The 18,753-nt window shown below is 71.0% G+C and carries 14 protein-coding genes; 9 read left to right on the top strand and 5 right to left on the bottom strand.

Annotated elements, in window-relative coordinates; all coding sequences use genetic code 11:
* Nucleotides 1-2: 2 nt before the first annotated feature.
* Entirely contained in the window at nt 3-1,454 is a 1,452-nt protein-coding gene (locus tag OG811_RS04185; protein WP_406072270.1) for a VOC family protein, read from the bottom strand.
* 142 nt (nt 1,455-1,596) lie between these two features.
* On the opposite strand from OG811_RS04185, the gene ndk reads away from it, so the two are divergent.
* Nucleotides 1,597-2,022 (top strand): nucleoside-diphosphate kinase, encoded by a 426-nt coding sequence (gene ndk, locus OG811_RS04180; protein ID WP_088949743.1) that lies wholly within the window; start codon nt 1,597-1,599, stop codon nt 2,020-2,022.
* 16 nt (nt 2,023-2,038) lie between these two features.
* On the opposite strand, the gene sigJ is transcribed toward ndk, so the two are convergent.
* The 3 genes from sigJ to OG811_RS04165 all read right to left on the bottom strand — a co-directional run bounded on the left by sigJ (nt 2,039) and on the right by OG811_RS04165 (nt 4,641).
* Nucleotides 2,039-2,914 carry an RNA polymerase sigma factor SigJ gene (sigJ, locus tag OG811_RS04175; RefSeq protein ID WP_406072268.1) on the bottom strand — a complete coding sequence of 292 codons (876 nt, stop codon included), beginning with the start codon at nt 2,912-2,914 and terminating at the stop codon, nt 2,039-2,041.
* Nucleotides 2,911-3,342: a carboxymuconolactone decarboxylase family protein gene (locus OG811_RS04170; RefSeq protein WP_406075504.1), complete on the bottom strand. Its 432-nt coding sequence runs from the start codon at nt 3,340-3,342 to the stop codon at nt 2,911-2,913. Before OG811_RS04170 ends, sigJ begins: the two co-directional genes overlap by 4 nt.
* 120 nt (nt 3,343-3,462) lie before the next feature.
* The gene (locus OG811_RS04165) at nt 3,463-4,641 is read right to left on the bottom strand and encodes an acyltransferase family protein (RefSeq protein WP_406072266.1); all 1,179 of its coding nucleotides are present in this window, start codon (nt 4,639-4,641) and stop codon (nt 3,463-3,465) included.
* A gap of 158 nt (nt 4,642-4,799) precedes the next feature.
* On the opposite strand from OG811_RS04165, the gene OG811_RS04160 reads away from it, so the two are divergent.
* From OG811_RS04160 to OG811_RS04150, 3 genes are all read left to right on the top strand, one after another.
* Complete coding sequence (locus OG811_RS04160) at nt 4,800-6,350, top strand: alkaline phosphatase D family protein (RefSeq protein WP_406072265.1); 1,551 nt, start codon at nt 4,800-4,802, stop codon at nt 6,348-6,350.
* Nucleotides 6,351-6,721: 371 nt separating this feature from the next.
* Complete coding sequence (gene ileS / locus OG811_RS04155; protein ID WP_406072263.1) at nt 6,722-9,892, top strand: isoleucine--tRNA ligase; 3,171 nt, start codon at nt 6,722-6,724, stop codon at nt 9,890-9,892.
* A gap of 104 nt (nt 9,893-9,996) precedes the next feature.
* Nucleotides 9,997-10,686, top strand: coding sequence for a lysophospholipid acyltransferase family protein (locus OG811_RS04150; protein ID WP_406072261.1), 690 nt, complete (start codon nt 9,997-9,999; stop codon nt 10,684-10,686).
* A 37-nt stretch (nt 10,687-10,723) separates the two neighbouring features.
* Here the strand turns inward: OG811_RS04150 and OG811_RS04145 are convergent, their stop codons facing one another.
* Nucleotides 10,724-11,959: a hypothetical protein gene (locus OG811_RS04145; RefSeq protein WP_406072259.1), complete on the bottom strand. Its 1,236-nt coding sequence runs from the start codon at nt 11,957-11,959 to the stop codon at nt 10,724-10,726.
* Nucleotides 11,960-12,066: 107 nt separating this feature from the next.
* On the opposite strand from OG811_RS04145, the gene OG811_RS04140 reads away from it, so the two are divergent.
* The 5 genes from OG811_RS04140 to OG811_RS04120 all read left to right on the top strand — a co-directional run bounded on the left by OG811_RS04140 (nt 12,067) and on the right by OG811_RS04120 (nt 18,669).
* Nucleotides 12,067-14,115, top strand: a complete 2,049-nt coding sequence (locus tag OG811_RS04140) for a TIGR03960 family B12-binding radical SAM protein (RefSeq protein WP_406072257.1) — start codon at nt 12,067-12,069, stop codon at nt 14,113-14,115.
* Between the two features lie 259 nt (nt 14,116-14,374).
* A complete protein-coding gene (locus OG811_RS04135) occupies nt 14,375-14,815 on the top strand; it encodes a hypothetical protein (RefSeq protein WP_406072256.1) in 441 nt (146 codons plus the stop codon).
* A 10-nt stretch (nt 14,816-14,825) separates the two neighbouring features.
* Entirely contained in the window at nt 14,826-16,319 is a 1,494-nt protein-coding gene (locus tag OG811_RS04130; protein WP_406072254.1) for a hypothetical protein, read from the top strand.
* A 10-nt stretch (nt 16,320-16,329) separates the two neighbouring features.
* Entirely contained in the window at nt 16,330-17,697 is a 1,368-nt protein-coding gene (mycP, locus tag OG811_RS04125; protein ID WP_406072252.1) for a type VII secretion-associated serine protease mycosin, read from the top strand.
* 159 nt (nt 17,698-17,856) lie between these two features.
* Complete coding sequence (locus OG811_RS04120) at nt 17,857-18,669, top strand: TIGR03936 family radical SAM-associated protein (protein ID WP_406072251.1); 813 nt, start codon at nt 17,857-17,859, stop codon at nt 18,667-18,669.
* Nucleotides 18,670-18,753 lie beyond the last annotated feature (84 nt).

Raw genomic sequence — 18,753 nt, 5'->3', positions numbered from 1 at the left:
GGTCAGGCGTCGGCGCGTTCGCGCCACTGGGTGAGTGCGATGCCGTGGCCGTCCGGGTCTCGGAAAGCCGCCGCCCACACCTCCAGCTTGCTGCCCCGGTTGACCACCCTGGGGGCGTACGTGAAGCGGACGCCCGACTCACGCAACCGCTCGTACGCCGCTTCGATGTCGTTCACCTCAAGGTTGACGTGCACCAGCCGGCGGCTGATCGGCGCCGCCCCGGTCACCTCGCGCAGGACGAGCCGGGTCGTGCCGGAGGCGAGGATGGCATTCCCGGCACCCTGGTCGACCTCGCTGAAGCCGAGCACGTCCCGGTAGAAGCCGAGCGACCGGGACAGGTCGGTCACCAGCAGGGTGAGGCCCACCCCGCTGATCGGTGCGGCCGGTTCCGCGGCCGTGCCCGCGTCGAAGCCGAAGATCGCCTTGTCCAGTTCCTCGTCGGTGATGGTCTCGCGCGCCGCCCCGACGGGGGAGGGACCGTCCAGCGGAAGGTCGAGTGGGTCCAGCGGGTCGGTCGGGCCCGGACCGGACCGCTGCGCGGGCGGCGGGTCGAAACGCTGCGCCGCGGGCTCGTCGACGCGCTCTGCGGCGGGCGCGGGGGCCACCTGGTTGTCTTCCGGCGGGTCGAGCCGGTCGGCGGCGGGCTCGTCGAAGCGCTCCTCGGCGGGTGGGCGCGGTGCCGGGGTGGCCCGCCGGGGCAGCCCACCACTGGCCTGCTCGACGAGGACGCCCTCCAAGACCACCGGGCCGCCCGGGCTCTGGTGCATCACCACCGGCTCGCGCTCCTCGGGCACGACGCCCGGGTCGTCGCGCAGGGGGTCGTCGCGCAGGGGGTCGGTGCGGGCGGGGTCCGGGCCGGGCGGGTCACGGAACGGGTCACCGAGCGGGTCCCGGAAGTCGTCCCGGAAGTCGTCGTCCGGCCCACGGTCGGCCCACGGCGGGGCATCCTGCTGGATCAGCACCTCGTCCATCGCGTCGGCGTCGGCGAACTCCGGGGGGAGGTCGGCGACGGCGGCGGCGGTTTCGGCGTGGGTCGGCACCTCATCCCAGAGGACCTTGACGTGTCGCTGGTCATCCAACGCGACCCGGATCGGCAGGGTCTGGCCCAGCGTCGGCCACTTGGAAACCGGCACCCGCGGCTCGATGATTTTCTTGGATCGCGGCGGCAGACCGGGCGCGTCGATCACCAGTTGCAGCTCGCAGCGGCCGAACGCGTACTGGGTGGGTGGTTCGGACGCGCTGTGCACGTGCCCGACGCCGATCACCCAGGTGCGCCCGCCGCCCCGTACGGTCGCCAGCGCGATCGCCAGCACCAGCAGGGCGACCCCGAGGGCCACGATGGCCCAACTGGTCATGCCCAGCCCGAAGAGGACGACGAACGTGGCCACGGTGCCCAGCACCGTGCCGATCAGCTTGCGTACCGGCGCGATGGGTCGGTTCCCGCCATTCGCCACAGTGGACCTCCCGGGGGTCAGGGCCAGGCTAGGCCGGATCGGCCACCGGAGGAAAGACCGGCCGCCGCGCCGGCGCCGGGACCGGGTCGCTAGGCTGACCGTACCGACCCCAAGCGTTCAGCGCGTACAGGAGGAACCCAGCGTGTCCAGCAACAGCCCGGATGAGCGCAGCCTCGTTCTGATCAAGCCCGACGCGGTTCGCCGCGGCCTGGTCGGCGAGGTCCTCTCCCGCTTCGAGCGCAAGGGGCTGCGGATCGACGCGATGGCGCACCGGACGATGGACGCCGCGCTCGCCGACGAGCACTACGCCGAGCACGTCGACAAGGCGTTCTACCCGCCGCTGAAGGACTTCATGACCGGCGGCCCGCTGGTCGCCCTGGTGCTCTCCGGCGACCAGGTCATCGACGTGGTCCGCGGGCTGGTCGGCGCCACCGACGGGCGCAAGGCCGCCGCTGGCACCATTCGGGGCGACCTGTCCTTGTCCAACCGGGAGAACCTGGTGCACGCCTCCGACTCGACGGACAGCGCCAAGCGCGAGATCGCGCTCTGGTTCCCCGAGCTGGGCTGACGCGCACCGCACCGGGTCAGTCGACCTGCGAGAGCTTCTCCGGGTTGCCGACCACGTAGACGCCGGTGATCCGGCCTTCGGCCGCGCTGACGGCCAGGGCGTACCGGTTGCCGTCCCCATCGGTCATCACGGCGGCCGCTTCCCCGTTCAGCTCCACCCGGCGCATCGTCCACTGGCGGTTCGGGCCGTAGATCCCAGCGAAGAACCGGGCAACCCGGTCCGCGCCGAAGACGGGGTTACGTGCGGCCCGTACCCGACCGCCACCGTCGTTCCACGCGGTGGCGTCGGCAGCGACCAGGCCGGTGAGCGTCGCCAGGTCGCCCTCGCGGGCGGCGGCGAGGAACGCGTCGAGCAGCCGTTCCCGTTCGGCACGGCTGGCGGTGAAGCGGCGCTGCTCCTGGCGTACCCGGGCGGTCGCGCGGTGGTGAAGCTGGCGGCAGTCCTCCGGGGTCCGGTCCAGGATCTCGGCGATCTCGGCGTACGGCAGGTCGAAGGCGGTGTGCAGGACGTACACCGCCCGCTCCGGCGGGGTGAGCCGCTCCAGCACGTGCAACAAGGCGGTGGAGAGCGAGTCGCGCAGCTCCGCGCGGTCCAGGGGCCCGAACGGCGAGGGTGCGGTCGGCACCGGCTCGGGCAGCCACGTGCCGACGTACGTCTCCCGTGTCGCCTGCCGGGACCGCAACCGGTCCAGGGCAAGCCGGGTGACCACGCGCGACAGGTACCGGCGCGGCTCGTCCACCGTCGACCGGTCGACGCCGAGCCACCGCAGGTACGCCTCCTGGAGTACGTCCTCCGCGTCGTGCCGGCTGCCGAGCAGGCGGTAGGCGAGTCCAAGCAGCATGGGCCGGTGCGCCTGGAGCGCACCGGCCGCCTCTGCTGCCTCGGTGGTCACACCTGAGCCGGAGGCTCCGACCGCATCGTGACCGCGATCCGATTCCACACGTTGATTGTGGCAATCGCGATGACGAGGTCGGCCAGTTCCTTCTCCGACCAGACCTTCGCGGCGGTGTCCCACACCTCGTCCGGCACACCGTGCTCGCCGAGCCGCGTGACGGCGTCGGTGAGGTCCAGTGCGGCCCGCTCCCGCTCGTCGAAGAACGTCGACTCCCGCCAGGTGGCCACCGCGAACAACCGCCGGCTCGACCCACCGTTGGCGAGCGCGTCCCGGCTGTGCATGTCCACGCAGAACGCGCACCCGTTGATCATCGATGCCCGTAGCTTGACCAGCTCCAGAACGGTGCGGTCGACGTTCGACTGGACGTACTTCTCCAACCCCATGACAGCCTTGTACGCCTGGGGTACCAGCTCGGCCGGGTTCATCCGTGGCACGACTACCTCCCTGATCGGTTCGACACCGACACGACGGGTGGGCCGGGGTGTGCCGTGACAGTGGGCCGTTGTGACCCTGGTCATGCCGCCCGGATCAGGTCGGGGAAGAGGTCAGGCACGGCCCGCCGGGACGGTGTCCGCCAGCACCTCGCGCGGGCGGGGGATCAACTCGGCCTCACCGACCTTGGTGGCGTCACCTGTCGTACCGCCCGCACCGGCGTTGTCGCCGCCGTCGTGCGGGCCGCGGCGGGTCACCCGTGCGGCCAGCCGGCGACCCACCTCGATCAGGGGCACTTCGATCCACCGGTACATCAGGTCGGCGAAGAGCAGCGCCACCACCGTCGTCGCCATGAAGAAGGCGGTGCTGCGGTGCGCGATCGCGGGCATCATCCCGGCCGCCGCCCGCGCCGCGATCGCCTGGATCAGATACAACGAGTACGAGCGTTCGCCGACGAAGACCAGTGGCCGCAACCCCAGCCCGCGGGCGAGCACGCTGCGGGAGAGCAGGGCCGGCAGCAGCACCGCTGTCGCGGCGGCGTAGCTGCCGATCAACGCCTCCTGGCCGAGGCGGGTGGGCCAGAACTGCACGCACACCTGCACCACGACGAACGCCAGGATGACGACGGTGGCGGTCACCGGGTGGGTCAGCGGCCGGACCAGGGCGAAGGCTCGGGGGTTGTGCATGATGATCGCGGTCAGGCAGCCGAGCAGGATCGCCACGTAGTGGATCGGCCAGCTCAGCCAGGCGATGTCCGGCGGGATCAGCGCGATGAAGAGCACGAGCAGGCAGAGCGTCACCACCAGGCGGCGGCGGAAGACGGCGGCGACCGCCACGAAGGCGATGGCCGGCCAGAACAAATAGAACTTCTGCTCGATGCCGATCGTCCAGGAGTGCAGGAACGGTGCGTTCGGCGACAGGAGCTCATTGAGGAAGAGCAGGTAATACTTCATCCCCCGCTCGACCGACTCGGCGGTGCCGTTGATCCGGGCCAGCCCCCAGTACAGGAACAGCACCACCAGGTAGACCGGCATGATCCGGAAGAACCGCCGCAGATAGAACGCGCGCAGCGAGACCTTGCCGTAGCGGTGCTCCTCGCGCAGCAGCAGCGTCGTGATCAGGAAGCCGGAGAGCACGAAGAACAGGTGTACGCCGATCCAGCCGGTCAGCCACTTCCAGGACGGCCCGCCGTAGTGGAAGGCGATGACCATGACAGCAGCCAGAGCCCGCAGCCCATCCAGCGCGGGGAATCGGCGCATGGCCTGGAATTCGTCGAATCGAAGCGAACGCACCGGCGAAGTTTGCGCGAGTGCGCCACCGGGGTCAAGCCGCGCCGGCCGCACCCGTCCCGTCCGGACAACCGGCGTTCCGACCCGCGTCACCCGGATCGCCGATCGCGGCAATCTCCGGCCGGCAGACCGACGGGGTCAGCCAATGATCCGGAGGAAACATGAGCGAGCTTGATCGACGTACCCTGCTGCGGGCCGGCCTGGGGGTCGGTGCCGGAGTCGCCGGCGGCACCCTGCTGGGCGGTGCCGGCGCGAATGCCGCCCCGGCCTGGTGCCCGGCCGCGCGCCCGGTGCTCACCCACGGTGTGCAGAGCGGAGACGTGACCGCGGACTCGGCGCTGGTCTGGACCCGGGCTGACCGGCCGGGCCGGATGCTGGTCGAGGTGAGCCGGCGGCCGGACTTCCGTGGCGCGCGGAGGCTGCGCGGCCCGGTGCTCACCCCGAACGGTGACTTCACCGGCAAGGTCCGGCTGCGTGGGTTGCCGGACGCCGAGCGGCTGCACTACCGGGTCCGGGTGGAGAGCCTGGAGCGGCACGGGGTGGTCAGCGAGCCCCTGACCGGTACGTTGACCACCGCGCCGGGCCGGCACCGGCGCAGCGACGTGAAGTTTGTCTGGACCGGCGACATCGTCGGGCAGGGCTGGGGAATCGACCCGAACTTCGGTGGGATGTCGATCTTCGGTGCGATGCGGGAGACCCGGCCCGACTTCTACCTGTGCAGCGGCGACACGGTGTACGCCGACGGACCGCTGGTCGAGTCGGTGACCCTGCCCGACGGGCGGATCTGGCGCAACGTGGTGACGCCGGAGAAGAGCAAGGTCGCCGAGACGCTGACCGAGTACCGGGGGCAGTACGCGTACAACCTGATCGACCAGCACCTGCGGGCGTTCAACGCGGCGGTCCCGCAGATCAACCAGTGGGACGACCACGAGGTCCTCAACAACTGGTACCCAGGGGAGATCCTGGACGACCCGCGCTACACCGAGCAGCGGGTGGACGTGCTCGCCGCCCGGGCCCGTCAGGCGTTCGGCGAGTGGCTGCCGGTGCCGGACAACGGGCCGCTGTACCGCCGGATCTCGCACGGGCCGCTGCTGGACGTGTTCGTGCTCGACATGCGGACCCACAAGGACCCGAACGACGGCAACACGTACGCCGACCCGAAGCGCGGCCTGCTCGGCCGCGACCAGCGGGAGTGGTTGATCCGGGAGCTGAAGCGGTCCACGGCGACCTGGAAGGTGATCGCCAACGACCTGCCGATCGGGGTGGTGGTGCCGGACGGTCCGGGCGCGCAGGAGGGTGTCGCGCAGGGCGACCCGGGCGCACCGGCCGGGCGTGAGCTGGAGTTCGCCGAGGTGCTGCGGGCCACCCACCGCGCCGGGGTGACCGGCATGGTCTTCCTCACCGCCGACGTGCACTACAGCGCCGCACACCACTACGACCCGTCCCGCGCGGCGGTCGGCGACTTCACTCCGTTCTGGGAGTTCGTCTCCGGCCCGGCGCACGCCGGTGCGTTCGGCCCGAACACGCTGGACGGCACGTTCGGTCCGCAGGCGGCCTTCGTGCACGCCCCGCCGCACGCCAACACCTCGCCGGCGGAGGGCTTCCAGCACTTCGGCGAGGTCTCCATCGACGGCAGGTCGGAGGCCCTCACGGTGCACCTCCGCGACCGTGACGGCGCCTCCCTCTGGTCCACCACCCTCCCGGCCCCCTGACCCCGGTTCCTGCGTTGATCATGAAGTTGTTGTCACGACACGCCGCTGCGGCGGGCAATAACTTCATGATCAACCGGGTCGAGCTGGGGGGGATTACTCGGGGGCGGGGTGGGGGAGTGGTCTTGTATCGTTGAGCACCGTACGGCGATGACCCGGCCATCACCGGTGAGCCTCCGGAAGAACAGCCGGGTAACCGGCCCAGTAGAACCGGACGGGTGCGGCCCGTCACAGCCGGCAATGAGCGGGCGGTCGATCCTGACCGCCAAGCGGGGTGGTACCGCGGACCCCGGGAGCGCCGTCTCAGGCGTACCCCCGGAAGGTTCGTCCTCGCAGACCCACTGCCGAGTGAGCTGCGAGGAGAGCGACCCCCGATGGCCTATCCGTTGCACGACCCGACCGCCGCCGGTGTCCCGGCGAGCCCGGACCTGCCCGCAGTCGAGCGCCGCGTGCTGGAGCACTGGACGGCCGACAAGACCTTCGAGGCCTCGATCGAGGCTCGTCCCGCCGGCGACGACGGCAAGAACGAGTACGTCTTCTACGACGGCCCGCCGTTCGCCAACGGCCTGCCGCACTACGGCCACCTCTTCACCGGCTACGTCAAGGACGTGGTGCCGCGCTACCAGACCATGCGCGGCCGGCACGTCGAGCGGCGCTTCGGCTGGGACTGCCACGGCCTGCCCGCCGAGGTGGTGGCCGAGAAGCAACTCGGCATCACCAGCAAGGCGGAGATCATCGACCTGGGCGTGGCCCGGTTCAACGAGGCCTGCCGCGCGTCGGTGCTGGAGTTCACCCACGACTGGGAGCGCTACATCAACCGGCAGGCCCGCTGGGTCGACTTCGCCAACGACTACAAGACCCTCGACCTGGACTACATGGAAAGCGTCATGTGGGCCTTCAAGACCCTGCACGACAAGGGTCTGATCTACGAGGGTTTCCGGGTGCTCGCGTACTGCTGGCGGTGCGAGACGCCGCTGTCGAACACCGAGACCCGGATGGACGACGTCTACCGGGACCGGCACGACCCGACGCTGTCGGTGTGGTTCGGGCTGACCGCCGACGAGTCCGCCCCGGAGTTGGTGCGCGGGCCGGTCAAGCTGGGCGTCTGGACCACCACGCCGTGGACCCTGCCGTCGAACCTGGCGCTCGCCGTCGGCCCGGACATCGAGTACGCGGTGCTGGAGCACCGGGGTTCCCCCGACAGCGAGGGCAGTGGGGAACGGTACGTCGTCGGTGCGGCGCGGCTGGCCGCGTACGCCAAGGAACTGGACGGGTTCGAGCTCCTCGGCACGGTGTACGGCCGTGACCTGGTCGGGCGCCGCTACACCCCGCTGTACGACTTCCTCGTCGAGCAGGCCGGGGAGAACGCCTACCAGGTGCTCGGCGCGGACTTCGTCACCACCGAGGACGGCACCGGGATCGTGCACCTGGCCCCGGCGTTCGGTGAGGACGACCAGAACGTCTGCAACGCCGCCGGCATCCCGACCATCGTCACGGTCGACGACCACACCCGGTTCACCGCGCTGGTCCCGCCGTACCAGGGTGAGCAGGTCTTCGACGTCAACAAGCCGGTGATCCGGGAGCTGAAGGAGCGGGGGGTGGTGCTCAAGCAGGACACCTACACCCACTCGTACCCGCACTGCTGGCGCTGCGAGACCCCGCTGGTCTACAAGGCGGTGTCGTCGTGGTTCGTCGCGGTGACGCAGTTCCGGGACCGGATGGTCGAGCTGAACCAGGAGATCAACTGGACTCCGGCGCACATCAAGGACGGCTCGTTCGGCAAGTGGCTGGCCAACGCGCGGGACTGGTCGATCAGCCGGAACCGGTTCTGGGGCTCGCCGATCCCGGTCTGGAAGTCCGACGACCCGACCTACCCGAGGTTGGACGTCTACGGCTCCCTGGCCGAGATCGAGCGGGACTTCGGCGTACGCCTGACCGACCTGCACCGGCCTGCGGTGGACGACCTGGTCCGCCCCAACCCGGACGACCCGACCGGCAGGTCGATGATGCGCCGGGTGCCGGAGGTGCTGGACTGCTGGTTCGAGTCCGGTTCGATGCCGTTCGCCCAGGTGCACTACCCGTTCGAGAACACGGACTGGTTCGAGCACCACTACCCGGGTGACTTCATCGTCGAGTACATCGGGCAGACCCGCGGCTGGTTCTACACCATGCACGTGCTGGCCACCGCGCTGTTCGACCGGCCGGCGTTCCGCAACTGCCTCAGCCACGGCATCCTGCTCGGCTCGGACGGGCGCAAGATGTCCAAGAGCCTGCGCAACTACCCGGACGTTTACCACGTCTTCGACGCGTACGGCTCGGACGCGATGCGCTGGATGCTGATGTCCTCGCCGGTGCTGCGCGGTGGCGACATGGCGGTGACCGAGGCGGGCATCCGCGACACCGTCCGGCAGGTGCTGCTGCCGCTGTGGAACGTCTGGTACTTCTTCACGCTCTACGCCAACGCGGACGGGCACCAGGCGCGGCGACGCACCGACTCCACCCATCTGCTCGACCGGTACGTGCTGGCGAAGACGAACGAGCTGGTGTCGACGGTCGGCGCGCAGATGGACGCGTACGACATCTCCGGCGCCTGCACCACCGTCCGGTCCTACCTGGACGCGCTGACCAACTGGTATGTGCGTCGGTCCCGGGACCGGTTCTGGTCCGGTGACGCGAACGCGTTCGACACGCTCTGGACGGTGCTGGAGACGCTCTGCCGGGTGGTGGCGCCGCTCGCGCCGCTGACCGCGGAGGAGATCTGGCGCGGGCTGACCGGGGAGCGTTCGGTGCACCTGACCGACTGGCCGGAGGCGAGCGAGTTCCCGGCCGACCACGACCTGGTCGCCGCGATGGATGCCACCCGGGCGGTCGCCTCGGCGGCCCTGTCGCTGCGCAAGGCCAAGGGACTGCGGGTACGGCTGCCGCTGTCCAAGCTGACTGTGGCCGCACCGGCGGCGGAGCGGCTGCGGCCGTTCGCCGACCTGGTCACCGACGAGGTCAATGTGAAGGCGGTGGAGTTCAGCGCCGACCTGTCCGCGTACTGCGAGCAGGTCCTGACCGTGGTGCCCCGGGCGCTTGGCCCGCGGGTCGGCAAGCAGGTCCAGCAGGTGATCAAGGCGGTCAAGGCGGGCGAGTGGGAGCTGGTCGACGGCGCCCCGGTGGCCGCTGGCGTCACCCTGGCCGAGGGCGAGTACGAGCTGCGCCTGGTCGCCGCCGACGCCGAGCACTCCGCGCCACTGCCCGGCGGTGAGGGCGTGGTGGTGCTGGACACCGACGTCACCCCGGAGTTGGCCGCCGAAGGGCTGGCCCGCGATGTGGTGCGGGTGGTGCAGCAGGCCCGCCGGGACGCCGGTCTGGACATCTCGGACCGGATCGTGGTGTCGGTGTCGGCCTCCGACGAGGTGCGTGCCGCAGTGGCCGGGTACGTCGACTTCGTCTCAGGGGAGGTGCTGGCCGACTCGGTGGACTTCGCCGAGGGCCTCGACGGCTTCGCCGGCGAGGTCGGCGAGGGCGACCGGGTAACGGTGGTCGTCCGCCGCGTGTAGGGATCAACGTCAGGGTGCGGACGCCTCGCCACCTCCGTCGGAGGGGTGTGGAGGCGTCCGCTACCGTGACACCGCCTGTTCGCATCTGATCTGCCGGAGGACCAGTGCCCCTGCTCTACACCATCGGCAAGCTCACCGTGGCGCCCACGCTGCGGTTGGCGTTCCGCCCGACCGTGGAGGGGCTGGAACACGTGCCGGAGATCGGCGGCGCGGTCTTCGCCGGCAACCACCTCTCGGTGGCCGACGAGCTGTTCCTCGGCACGGTCGTGCCCCGGCATCTGGCGTTCTGGGCGAAGTCGGAGTATTTCAAGGGCGCCGGTGTGAAGGGCGCGATCTCCAAGTTCGTCCTCACCGGTCTCGGCGCCATCCCGGTCGAGCGGGCCGGCGGCCGGGCCGCGCTGTCCGCGTTCGACGCGGCGATCCCGGCGTTGAAGGGCGGCGACCTGGTGGTGGTCTACCCGGAGGGCACGCGCTCGCCGGACGGCAAGCTCTACCGGGGGCGGACCGGGGCGGCCCGGTTGGCGATCTCCGCCGGTGTGCCGATCATCCCGGTCGGCATGATCGGCACGGACAAGGCGCAGCCGATCGGTGCCCGGGTGCCCCGCCCCGGCACTGCCAAGATCACCGTTCGGTTCGGCAAGCCGCTGAACTTCACCGGCCGGCCGGACGACCGCACCTCGCTGCGGCAGATGACCGACGAGCTGATGAGCGAGATCCAGAAGCTCACCGGCCAGGAGTACGTACCCCGCTACGCCCCGCCGCGCGCCCACCCAGACCCAACCCGCGAAACCTGACCCACCCTGACCCACCCCGCCAGAGGCGGGGGTGGGGTCAGTCCTTGGGATGGACGATCTCGCTGCGCAGGGTGTTCAGCAGGGTGGCGCTGTCGGCGACGGAGAGCCGGGTGAACACGCCGGTCGCGATGCTGCCGTGGTCGACCGAGGTGCAGACCACCACGTCGCTGCCGTCGACTCGACCCACCGCGCACCGCTCGTGTCTGCCCCGCACACCGGTGTCCACACTCTCGGGGGCTCCCAGCGCGTAGCGCTCGGTGAGCCGGGTGATCTCGGCCTCCGCGTCCGACTCCGGGCTCAGCCGGAATCCGGTGCCACCGAAGACTGTCACCTGCTTGCCCACGGGGGTGGAGTAGACGCCGGCGAAGGTGTCCTCGGCCAGCCAGTGCTCCTGGCGTACCTCGCCCTCCAACTGCCGGGCGATGTCCTCGCTGCGTTTGTCCTGACGCAGGCTCAGGTCTTTCACCTGGGCGGGCAGTGCCACCTGGACCGGGTACTGGGCCGAGATCGGGAACCCGTAGTAGGCGGGGCAGCCGCAGCAGCACGCCAGGGTGAGCAGCAGCAGCCACGGCCAGCGGCGCCGTCGGTGGACCGGCACCGGCACGTACCCCCTGGGGGCCTGCCAGCCCGGCGGCGGCGTCGATGGTGGCGCTGGTGGTGGCGGGGCGGATCGCCGGCCCCGGCGCTGCTTCGGCACCTTTGTCGGCGGTGCTGTCGGCGGCGGCGCGGGCGGCGACATCGACCGGGCTGGCATTGCGGGCCCGGCGGCCTGTGGTGGTCTCGGGGCAGCCGGCGCAGAGACCGGGTGCGGCCCGACCGGGGGAGCGGGCGGGGCAGACCACTGCCGGGTCGCCGGCGGTGCCGGGTAGTGCATTGCCGAGGGCAGCGGGGGCAGCTCGGCGGATGGCAGGTCCCAGCCGCCGGTGTCCACGCCGGCCCACGGGTCGACCGGGGTCTGGTGCTCCGGCGGGCCGACGGGCACGGGCGGTGGCGGGGTCGGCTCGGCCGACTCGCCCCAGGCGGGTCGGCGCGGCAGCGGAGGCGGCACCGGGGCCGAGCCGCTCCACCTGGGCGCGGGGGCCTGCGCGGTGGCGGGCGCCGGCTGGTCCGGAGCCGTGGACTGCGCCGTGGGTTCCGGCTGCGCCGTGGGTTCCGGCTGGTCCGGCGGTACGGGTGGGGAGGTCGGCTCGTCGGCGGCCACCGGATCCCGGTCCGGCTCCGCGCCCGGGGTGCTCCCGTCGGCCGGCCGTGCTCCCGGCTGAGGCTCGGGCATCGCGGCAATCTCCTCTCGCGCCGGTCCGAGGCTAATACCGCGCCGCCACCGCCGCCGATTGGGCGTGCGCGCGGTCACCGCCGGGTGGGCGCGTACCCTTGGGCATCATGAGTGCCACGTCCACGACGCCGCGCGCGGCCGCGACCAACTCTGGCGACGACTCCGACTCGGCGCGTCTGACGCCGCGCCGCGACCTGGAGCCGTCAGTCTGGTCCCAGCTTGAGCCGCTGCTGCCCCAGGTCTCCAAGCCCATCCAGTACGTCGGTGGCGAGCTGGGCGCGGTGACCAAGGATTGGGACGCGGCGACCGTGCGCTGGGCGCTGATGTATCCCGACGCGTACGAGGTGGGCCTGCCCAACCAGGGCGTGCAGATCCTCTACGAGGTGCTCAACGAGCTGCCCGACACCCTCGCCGAACGGACGTACGCGGTCTGGCCGGACCTGGAGAGCCTGATGCGCACGCACGGTGTGCCTCAGTTCACCGTCGACGCGCACCGGGCGGTGCGTAACTTCGACGTGTTCGGCATCTCCTTCTCCACCGAGCTGGGCTACACCAACATGCTCACCGCGATCGATCTGGCCGGCATCCCGATGCTGGCCGCCGACCGCACCGACGCCGACCCGGTGATCGTGGCCGGCGGGCACGCCGCGTTCAACCCGGAGCCGATCGCCGACTTCATCGACGCCGCGGTGCTCGGCGACGGCGAGGAAGCGGTCCTGGAGATCACCGCGATCGTCCGGGAGTGGAAGGCCGAGGGCTCCCCGGGCGGCCGCGACGAGCTGCTGCTGCGGCTGGCCCGCACCGAGAGCGTCTACGTGCCGCGGTTCTACGACGTCGACTACCTGCCGGACGGGCGGATCCAACGGGTCGTGCCGAACCGGGCGGACGTGCCGTTCCGGGTGCACAAGCGCACGACCATGGACCTGGACGCCTGGCCGTACCCGAAGAAGCCTCTCGTCCCGCTCGCCGAGACGGTCCACGAGCGGTACGCGGTGGAGATTTTCCGGGGCTGCACCCGGGGTTGTCGGTTCTGCCAGGCCGGCATGATCACCCGTCCGGTGCGGGAGCGGTCGATCACCACGGTCGGGCAGATGGTCCGCGAGGGCCTGGAGTTCTCCGGCTTCTCCGAGGTGGGCCTGCTGTCACTCTCCTCGGCGGACCACTCCGAGATCGGTGACATGTGCTCGGGCCTCGCCCAGCAGTACGAGGGCACCAACGTTTCGCTGTCGCTGCCGTCGACCCGGGTGGACGCCTTCAACATCGACCTCGCGCAGGAGCTGTCCCGTAACGGGCGGCGCACCGGCCTGACCTTCGCCCCGGAGGGCGGGTCGGAACGGATCCGCAAGGTCATCAACAAGATGGTGTCGAAGGAAGACCTGATCCGCACCGTCGTCACCGCGTACAGCAACGGCTGGCGGCAGGTGAAGCTCTACTTCATGTGCGGCCTGCCCACCGAGACCGACGAGGACGTCCTCGAGATCGCCGACATGGCGCACGAGGTGATCAAGGCCGGTCGGGCCGCCACCGGCTCCAAGGACATCCGCTGCACGGTCTCCATCGGCGGGTTCGTGCCGAAGCCGCACACCCCGTTCCAGTGGGCCGCCATGGAGCGTCCGGAGGTCATCGACCACCGACTCAGGATCCTCAAGCAGGCGATCAACTCGGACCGTTCGCTGGGCCGGGCCATTGGCTACCGCTACCACGATGGCGAGCCGTCGCTGATCGAAGGGCTGCTCTCCCGGGGTGACCGCCGGGTCGGTTCGGTGATCCGGAAGGTATGGGAGAACGGCGGCCGGTTCGACGGGTGGAGCGAGCACTTCTCGTACCAGCGCTGGGTGGATGCGGCGGCCGAGACGCTGCCCGCGTTCGGGGTGGACCTCGACTGGTACACCACCCGTCAGCGCGACGAGCTGGAAGTCCTGCCGTGGGACCACCTCGACTCGGGCCTGGACAAGGACTGGCTCTGGCAGGACTGGCAGGACTCGGTCACCGAGTTCGAGCAGGACGACTGCCGGTGGACGCCCTGCTTCGACTGCGGCGTCTGCCCATCGATGGACACCGAGATCCAGATCGGCCCCACCGGCAAGAAGCTGCTGCCGCTCACCCCGCTGGGCGGCAACGGCATGAAGGTTCCGGCGGCGAAACCCTCCGCCTGACCGCTCGCCTTCGGGCAGCGCCGGGTGGTGCACCACCACCCTCCACATCCGACATGTCGCCCAACGGGTCCGCGTCTCGCGGACCCGTTGGCGCTGTTCGGGCTTCGCCGCGCGCTACCGCCGTCGCAGCGACCTTCCCCGAGATCGACAGCTATCTGTACCGCCTGGTGGTGGCTGGGGCTGCCCCGACTAGGTCAGACTCGATACGCTGCGTCTGACATGGACCGACCCGGCGGGTCGGGAACGGGGGAGGAAGCGCATGGGTGACATCCCGCCGCCGAACATCGGCGATCTGCACGTCAGCGTCGAGGACCTGGACGCCGCCGCGGCGTACGTCGAGCGGCTGAAGCAGTACGTCGAGGACACCCTCAGCTATGAGATGGAGCGCATCAAGGAGCGGATGAAGGGCGACAGCAACAACGCCCAGGCCGTCCCGACCGGCACCCCCTTCGGTGCGTACGAGGACGCCCGCATGCAGTGGCGGGCCCTGGAAGGGTCCACGGTCAACATGGAGGCGCACCTCACGACGCTCTCGCAGAAGCTCGCCGCTCTGAAGGAGGGCACCGAGGAGATCGCCAAGGCGTTCCGCGACGCCGAGGCGCGTAACGCCGCCAACGGCAAGGAGATCGAGCGACTGCTGGAGTCGGCGGCTCCGCCGCCCACTGCCGGCGGCGCGCCCACCTACCCGTACACGGCCTGAGGGGGACGTCATGGCTGAAGGAACCTGGGAGCGGTGCGTCCGCGAGGTGACGCTCTCCGCAGACCCGGAGACGGTCGGATCGGTCGGGATGGGGTGGGGCAATCTCTCCTCCGGCCTGCAGCAGTTGCGCGACGCGCTCGTCGGCCGATCGTTCGTCGGTCCAATCGCGACGGGTCAGGACCGCCCGCACGTCGGCGGTCTGCCCGGGATGCTCGCCGGTTGGAAGGGCAGCGGTGGTGACGCGTACCGCGAGCACCTGGGCAAGATCGGCAAGCAGATCGAGGATCTGATCACCGACGCGAGCAACGTCAGCGGGGCGTTGACGCGGATCGAGGGCGACATCCGCAAGTCGGTCTCCACGATCCCGATCCCGCTGATGGACGACTTCGGCTTCAACGAGTGGAGCCTGCCCAACGGCACCGAGCTCGACGATGCCCGTGACGGCGAGAGCTCGTCGGGGTTCCTCGCCGCGCTGCGCCAGGACTACCAGAGCAACCCCGCTTCGTACGCCGACGGCGCGTTCCGTGACAAGGCCGACGACCTGGAAGCGACCATGAAGGTCGACGGCCAGGCCAGCGACCACAAGCGGGGCGGCTGGTGGGACACCAAGGCCCACCTGGACAACTGGTACCGGGACAACCAGCAGGCCGCGAACACGGCGATGGCGCCGCTGCCCCAGGCGGTGTATAGCGAGCGCCCCAAGCTGACCGTGGTCGCGCCGGATGGAAGTAGCGACACGGACAACATTCGTCGCGACCCCCGGATTCCGCCTTCGGGGCGGCCCGACATTGGTGGTGGCGGGGGATTCGACGGGAAGCCCGACATCGGTGGTGGCCCCACGATCGGCAGCAGGCCACCGAGCATCGGCGACACGGGCGGTCCCACGTCATCCACCGTCGGCCCGTTCTCCCCGCCCTCCTCCAGCCAGTTTGGCGATGGGTCACCGCCCGGCGGCTCCGGCCAGCTCACGACCCCACCGACCGGTTCGGGGTACCCCGGCTACCCGGATGGCGACGACGGCTACACCAGCGGGCTGGCTGGCGCCAGCCCGAGCGGCGTCGGTGGCTTGGGCGGTGGCATCGGCGGCGGCGGAGTCGGTAGCGCCGGTCTCGGTGGCGCCGGCGGTGGTTTCGGGGGCGGCCCCGGTGTTGGCGCGGCCGGGGGAATCGGCGCCGGCGGTGGCCTGGGCGCAGGCGCAGGCGCAGGCGCCGGGATCGGCGTGGGTGGCATCCCCGGCATGGTGGGCGGCGGCAACGGAAAAATGCCGCCGATGACGAGCGCGGCGAACGCGTTGCGCACCGCCGCGGGCGGTGGTGCCGGATTGGCGGGCGGCGCGCGTGGCGGTGCCGGTGTCGGCGGCGCTGGGATGATGGGCGGCGGCATGGGCGGCGCGGGCGGTGCCGGGCAGGGCGGCAGCACCGGCTCCGAGCACTCGTCGTGGTTGACTGAGGACGACGATCCGTGGGGCCCCGGTGACGGGGCGTCCCCGGGCATCCTTCGATGAGGACGGACGGATGAGGGTGAACGTCGGAACGCTCCGGCCGTTAGTTGCCTGCCTGCTGGCGGGGTTCCTGGTGGTGGGGACCGCCCAACCGGCGGCCGCCGCGCCCCGGCGGGCCGAGCAGTGGTATCTCGACGAACTCCGGATCGACCAGGCCCACAAGATCTCGACTGGGCAGGGCGTTGTCGTGGGCGTGCTCGACAGTGGCGTCGAGGCCACCCATCCGGACCTGCGGGGTCAGGTGCTGCCCGGTGGCCGCAGCTACGGCGCCTCCGGAGACGGCCGGGCCGACGAGGACGGGCACGGCACGCACATGGCCGGCATCATCGCGGCGACGAACGCCAGCCGCGACGGTGTGGACGGCGTTGCTCCCGGCGCGAAGATCCTGCCCATCAAGTTGCGCAAGGGCACCGGGACCAACAGTGACGCGGCGGTGGCCCTCGGCATCCGGATGGCCGTCGACGGCGGCGCCAAGGTGATCAACATGTCCTTTGGTGGCCCGGGTCTGGTCAATCCTGGGGAGGAGAGCGCGATCAAGTACGCGTTGGACCATGACGTCGTGGTGGTCGCCGCGGCCGGCAACACCGCCAAGGGCAGCAAGGTTGTGGACAACCCTGCCAACACCCCGGGTGTGATCGCGGTGACCGGGACGACCCGAGGCGGCACGTTCTGGTCCGGCTCCGTCCAGGGGCCGGAGGCGGTGGTCGCCGCTCCGGGCGACGGCATCTACAACGTCGCCAACGAGCGGGGTTACGGCTGGGGCGACGGAACCTCCGACTCCACCGCGATCGTCTCCGGTCTCGCCGCGTTGATCCGGGCAAAATACCCGGACCTCGACGCGCCCAACGTGATCAACCGGATCATCCGGACCTCCCGGGATGCTGGGCCATCCGGGCGAGACCCGCAGTACGGCTTCGGTGTGATCGACCCGGTGGCCGCGCTGACCGCGGACGTACCGCCGGTCACCGCCAACCCGCTGCTCGATCCGGTCGCGGCGACCGACCCGGGCCCCGCTCGCACCGGGGGTGTGGACGAGGAGTTCGACGTCACCCAGCACGGCGACCGCGGTGGCCCCAGCGACCAGCAGGTCATGGTGGTGGTCATCGGTGTCGCCGTGGTGCTGGTGCTGCTGCTGGGGCTGGCGGTGTTCCTCGTCTGGAACCGACGTCGGTACCGGCGTGAGGCGGCCCTGGCGGCTGACGCACCGGACGAACTGCTCGACCAGATGTCCCCCGGCGCGTACCCGTCGCCGGGCGCGGGTTACGCCCCGCCGCCCGGCTACCCGCCACCGCCCGGTTACGACCCGCCCTCCGGGTACGCCCCGCCGCAGGGGTACGGCCCGCCTGGCGGGGTGCCGCCCGCCTCGCCTAGGGAGCGGTAACCGGTCCTGATCGTGGTGGCCGGCCGGTGACCTCCGCGTCACCGGCCGGCCATCGGCCCTTTCCGGCGGGTGGTCACGACCCTGCCGACCGATTTGAACCGGTCTGCCGGGGCGATTCGACCGCCCCCGGTCGCGTACCGTCACGAGCCCTGCGTCAGGATGGGCGGACACGCAGGTCCACCCGAGGAGCCCACGATCGCCAAAAAGCCTCAACCCGAGGGCGGCCAGGCACCGGTCGTCCAGCGCGTCCGCATCCGGTACGCCAAGCGCGGGCCGCTGCGGTTCACCTCGCACCGGGACTTCGCCCGGGCGTTCGAGCGCGCGCTACGCCGGGCCGCTGTGCCGATCGCCTTCTCCCAGGGCTTCCACCCGCACCCGAAGATCTCCTACGCCAGCGCCGCGCCCACCGGAGTGGCAAGTGAGGCGGAGTACCTGGAGATCGGCCTCCAGGCGGCGGTCGACCCGGAGGCGCTGCGCGCCGCCTTGGACGCCGCGCTCTCGCCGGGACTGGACGTCTTGGACGCCGTGATCGCCGAGGGGGGCAACCTCCCGGACCGGATCGAGGCGTCGCTCTGGCACATCGAGTTGCCCGAGGTCGACACGGCGGTGCTGCGCGCCGCGGTGGACGCGTTCGTCGCTGCCGAGGAGGTGCTGGTCGAGCGGATGACCAAGCAGGGCCGACGCACGTTCGACGCCCGCGCGGCGGTGGTGTCCATCGATGTCCTCGCGCCAACGCCGACGCCTTCCGGGGCACCGGCCGTACCGTGTGCGATACTCAAACTGGTCGTGCGGCAGGTCACCCCGTCCGTACGGCCCGATGACGTCCTTTCCGGCCTCCGCGTGGTGGCCGGCCTGGAGCCGCCGGTTTCGCCGAGGGTGACCCGGCTGGCTCAGGGCACGTTGACCGCGCAGGGTGCGATCGTGGATCCGTTGGATGCGGACCGCGACGGGGCAGCCATCGTTGGGCACTGACCGACGGTCGGTGTTCTGGCAGGCAGACTTCGGCGGTCGCGCACCACGCGCGCCCGGCGGAAACACTTTTGCGGCGACCCTGCG

The sequence above is a fragment of the Micromonospora sp. NBC_01638 genome (assembly GCF_045209745.1).
Lineage (GTDB): Bacteria > Actinomycetota > Actinomycetes > Mycobacteriales > Micromonosporaceae > Micromonospora.
This window is presented reverse-complemented; position numbering and strand designations above follow the sequence as displayed.